The sequence below is a fragment of the Verrucomicrobiia bacterium genome (genome assembly GCA_035765895.1).
GTDB lineage: Bacteria > Verrucomicrobiota > Verrucomicrobiia > Limisphaerales > DSYF01 > DSYF01.
The window spans coordinates 1-4,652 of the sequence record DASTWL010000096.1 but is presented as its reverse complement, the minus strand read 5'-3'; the positions used below and the strand labels follow the sequence as shown (position 1 = coordinate 4,652).

Annotated in this window: 3 protein-coding genes; all 3 read left to right on the top strand. The window is 61.9% G+C overall.

The window, feature by feature from the left end; genetic code table 11:
* Positions 1-292: MFS transporter (locus tag VFV96_19060; protein ID HEU5072507.1), on the top strand; the 292-nt coding region annotated here is incomplete at its 5' end.
* A gap of 24 nt (positions 293-316) precedes the next feature.
* Complete coding sequence (locus VFV96_19055) at positions 317-1,732, top strand: glycoside hydrolase family 125 protein (protein ID HEU5072506.1); 1,416 nt, start codon at positions 317-319, stop codon at positions 1,730-1,732.
* A 115-nt stretch (positions 1,733-1,847) separates the two neighbouring features.
* On the top strand, positions 1,848-4,652 hold a 2,805-nt coding region (locus tag VFV96_19050), incomplete at its 3' end, for a hypothetical protein (GenBank protein HEU5072505.1).

Genomic DNA, 4,652 nt, shown 5'->3' with positions numbered 1-4,652 from the left:
CAAAGGGCCGGTGGCCATGTGGTGCGTGGTGGCCATTGGGCTGTTCACCTCGATTGGCTGGTCCAACACGTTCTCCCTCGCGTTGGAGGGGACGGGCATTTACAAGAGCCAGGTTTCATCGCTGCTTGTCATGGCCATTCTCGGGGGCGCCATTCTGCCGCCGTTGCAGGGAAAAATTGCCGACCTCTTCAGCATTCAGGTTTCCTTCATTGTGCCGCTGATTGCGTATTCCTACGTCGCCTTTTACGGCGCCAAGGGCCACAACATCGGCAAGAAAGTCATCCCGGCGTGAGGTGTTTCCATTGTTTTTCAAGCCATGAACCGCAGAGAATTCATCCGCAACACATCCCTCGTGGTGGCCGGTGCCACGCTGCTGTCACACCTGTCGGCGGCTGAGGCCGGGTTTCCCGTTGTCCGCACGCCCGTCGAGCGCCGCAAGTTCAAAAGCACCGCCGTCGAGCGGATCATCGAGCGAGTCCAATCCTCCGTCGGCAATCACGAACTCGCCTGGATGTTCGGGAACTGTTTTCCGAACACGCTCGACACAACGGTCGATTTCGCGATGGTCGATGGCCGGCCCGACACCTACGTCATCACCGGTGACATTGATGCGATGTGGCTGCGCGACAGTTCGGCGCAAGTCTGGCCTTATCTGCCGCTGATGCACGAAGACGAGGCGTTGCGGCAGTTGATTGCCGGCGTGATCAACCGCCAGTCACGCTGCATTTTGAAGGATCCCTACGCCAACGCGTTCTACAAGGACGACCACAAGGTGGGCGAGTGGAAGAGTGACCTGACGGACATGAAACCCGGCGTGCACGAGCGTAAATGGGAAATCGATTCGCTCTGCTACCCCATCCGCCTCGCCCACGAATACTGGAAGCTGTCCAAGGACACGGCGCCGTTCGATGCCACGTGGCACGATGCGATCAAGCTGGTCCTGCAGACGTTCGGCGAACAGCAGCGCAAACACGGGCGTGGCCCTTACCATTTCATGCGCCGCACGGAAATCGCCACGGACACGGTGCCCGGGCGCGGTTACGGCAATCCCGCCAAGCCCGTCGGTCTGATCTTTTCGATGTTCCGGCCCAGCGACGACGCGACGATTTTTCCGTTTCTCGTGCCGTCAAATTTCTTTGCGGTCGTCAGTCTGCGGCAGGCGGCCGACATGGTGGAGGCCATTCGCAACGACCACGACCTCGCCCAAAAGTGCCGGGCCATGGCGGACGAGGTGGAGCACGCGCTGCACGAATACGCCATCGTCAGTCATCCCAAGGCCGGAAAAATTTTCGCCTACGAGGTGGATGGCTTCGGCGATTACTACTGCACCGACGATGGCAACATCCCCAGCCTCCTGTCGCTGCCTTATCTTGGGGCGGTTGCCACGGAGGACAAAATCTACCAGCGCACCCGCCGGTTCCTGTTGTCGGCGGAGAACCCGTATTATTGCATCGGCAAGGCGGTGAGCGGCCTGGGTGGCCCGCACGTTGGCGTGGACATGATCTGGCCGCTGGGCGTGATCATCGAGGGGTTGACCGCGACGAACGACCGGGAAATCCATCGCTGTCTGGACACGCTGCAACGCACGCATGCGGGCACGGGCTTCATGCACGAGGCGTTTAACAAGGATGATCCCCAAAAGTTCACGCGTTCGTGGTTTGCCTGGGCGAACACGATTTTTGGCGAATTCGTGCTGAAGACCTTTCACGAGCGGCCCAGGCTGCTGAACTAGGCGGTCGGGCCGGCTCCCACACCAACCAGCCCGCGGCATGGACGGAAGTGGCGGCGTGCCGTTGGGAAGGCGACCTCACCGCGAGGTTCGTCGGCCTTGTCCCTGTGAATATAAGATGAAAAAGAAAGTTCTGCTGACGGTCCTGGCGGTGGTATTCATGGTCGCCGCACTCCATCTCAAAAACCGCTTCGATGTCGGCCGTGAAGCACCGGCAACGCCGGCGGGTCCGGTCATTGCCGCTGCGGAGCCAGTGGTCAATCAGGGCACCAACCATCTTTCCGTTGGTGCGGCTGCGCAGCCGGCCCCCGCCATTTCCGCGCCTATGAATGCTGGCGCAACGAATGCCGGCGTTTCGCGCGAGTTCGATGCGCGGGTGAATCCTTACGCCGGTGCGCTGCGTGAGCCAGGCCAGTCGAAGCGCGCGTGGGATGCGGACTTCTTGAAGGGCTTCGCGACGGCGCAGAGCGGGGATCCGATCCGCTTCGAATTGACGGCGGGCCGCATGGCCGCGGGCACCATCCAGACCGTGCAGCAGCGCGACGGTGAAATTGTTTATCTGGCCGGACAGCTGACGGAACCCGAGGCGGGCAAATTCTTCTTCCTCCAACCGCCCGCCGGAGGCAAGGCGGGCAAAGCGGTCGGGGTCATTGAATTTCCGGCAAGCCAGACGGCCTATCGGATTGAGCCAACCGGACCGGATGGCGCGCCGGAATTGTGGCAGCGACGGTTGGACGAGGTGCTGTGTCTCAGCCTGCCAGCGCCTGCGGCGGCCGCAGTCAGCACCAATCAAACGGCCGAGGCGCCGCCGTTGCGGCCGGACGCCGTGCCGGCCGTGGTTCCGAGCTACAATACGAATCTCAACGGCGTCGGCATCGTTTCCCTCCAGAGCAATCCCGGATCGAAGGCCGTGTATCTGCTCGATTTCTTCGGCGGCTACACGCCGACGTGGGGCGGGGTGAACTACTCAGTGCCCAGCGCGGCCAACAACACCACGATCAAGGACGTCTGGAAACGCGTGGCCGAGGACTACATGCCGTTCAACATCAACGTCACGACGGACATCAAGGTATATCAGGCGGCGCCGGCCAGCAGCCGCCAGCGTTGCTGTTTTACGGACACGCCGATCACCGCAGCGGGCGTGGCCTACGTGGGGTCGTGGAACTGGGGCAGCGACACACCGTGCTGGTCGGTTTACAACACCGGTAAAAACGGCGCGGAAGTCGCCGCGCACGAAGGCGGTCATACGCTCGGCTTGAGCCACGACACGCAGGACATTCCGGATGGAACGAACACCACGCATGTGGAGTATTACGCTGGTCATGGCAGTGGCGCCACCGGCTGGGCGCCCACGATGGGTGTGGGCTACTATCAGCCGGTGTCCACGTGGTCGAAGGGCGAGTATCAATATGCAGGCAATCACGAGGATGACCTGAACGTCATCGACACGGCGAACAACAACGTCGCTTACCGCACGGACGATGCCGGTGGCACGCTGGCCACTTCCCGTTACTTGGACGTCTTCAGCGACAACGCGGTGTTTGGCCAGGGGGTGATTGAACGCACGGCGGACACGGATGCCTTTCAATTTACCACCACGGGCGGACGCGTTGCGTTGTTTGCCTATCCGGTGGGGGATTGGGCCTGTTTGGCGATTCAAGCCACCTTGGCGGACGCGGCCGACACCGTCATCGCCAGCAACAATCCACAGACCACGCTCGAAGCGGGCATTGTCACCAATCTGGCGGCCGGCACTTATACGTTCCGGGTGACGGGGGCGGGGCGCAACAGTCCGCTGACCAACGGCTTCAGCGACTATGCGAGCCTGGGATATTACTCGATTGCGGGTTCGGTGGCGGGCGCCCGGCAACCCACGCGGCTGGCGGTGATGGAACATGCTGCGAACGGCACGGTGGTGGGCCCGGTCCCTGCGGCGGACCCCAATGGGGCGTTGACCTACACCATCGTTTCCGGAAACAGCAACAACACGTTTTCGCTGGATGACAGCGGCGTGTTGAGCGTCGCCAACAATGCGTTGCTCGACTACGACGCTCTGGCGTCCAACACGGTGCAGGAAGTGCAATTCGAGCTGTTCGTGAACATCGTCAACGGGAGCAACCCGGCGCTGACCGAACTGAACCGGCGCGTGGTCGTGTCGGTGTTGAACGCGGACGCCAACAATCCCATCGACGTGACGGGATTCAATGCCGGTGTCATTGCGCCTTACAATGCCAGCCCCGGCACGCCCGGGGCCACGGCCTTCGATCTGCCCAATGGCTGGTGCTTTTACCAGGTGGGTCTCGCCGGGAACCCACAGGTCGGCGGCAGCGGCGGAGCGCAGGGATTGCCCGCCAGCGGCCGGTTTGCCAGCCAGTTTGACAACACGGTTTTCCGGTTCGGCCCTTACGGCGGTCAGAACGTTTTGCTGCTGGGGAGGAGTTCATATCCGACGACGGGCACGCTGACGTTCGCCACGCCGCGGGCCTGCAATTCAATTGCCATCCTCGCGACTTCGGCCAACGGCGGCGGGGTCGGCACCTTCATGTTGAATTTCACCAACGGCACCCACAGCGCCACCTTCAGCTTCAATGCGCAAGATTGGTATTTCACGACCACGAACGTCGCGTTGCAGGGATTCGGGAGGATGCGTCTCGGACAAAGCACGCTCTACACGGAGAATCCCGGCTTCAACAATCCGAACTTTTATCAAACTACCTTGAACCTTGCCGCGCTGGGACTCAATCAGGCGATTGCCTCGATCACGTTCACCGACCCGTCGGGCGGCGGCAACCAGGATGCCGGTATATTTGCGGTGAGCGGCGTGGACATGCCGCCGGAGGTCGTCATCACCCGGCAGCCGCAGCCCGTGACGAACAATCTCCCCGCCAGCCCGGTCACGTTGAGCGTCACGGCCATGGGCGCG

Bases quoted from the DNA above. Each gene is read 5' to 3' on its own strand.
- VFV96_19055 (HEU5072506.1), top strand. From the start codon at position 317: ATGAACCGCAGAGAATTCATCCGCAACACATCCCTCGTGGTGGCCGGT.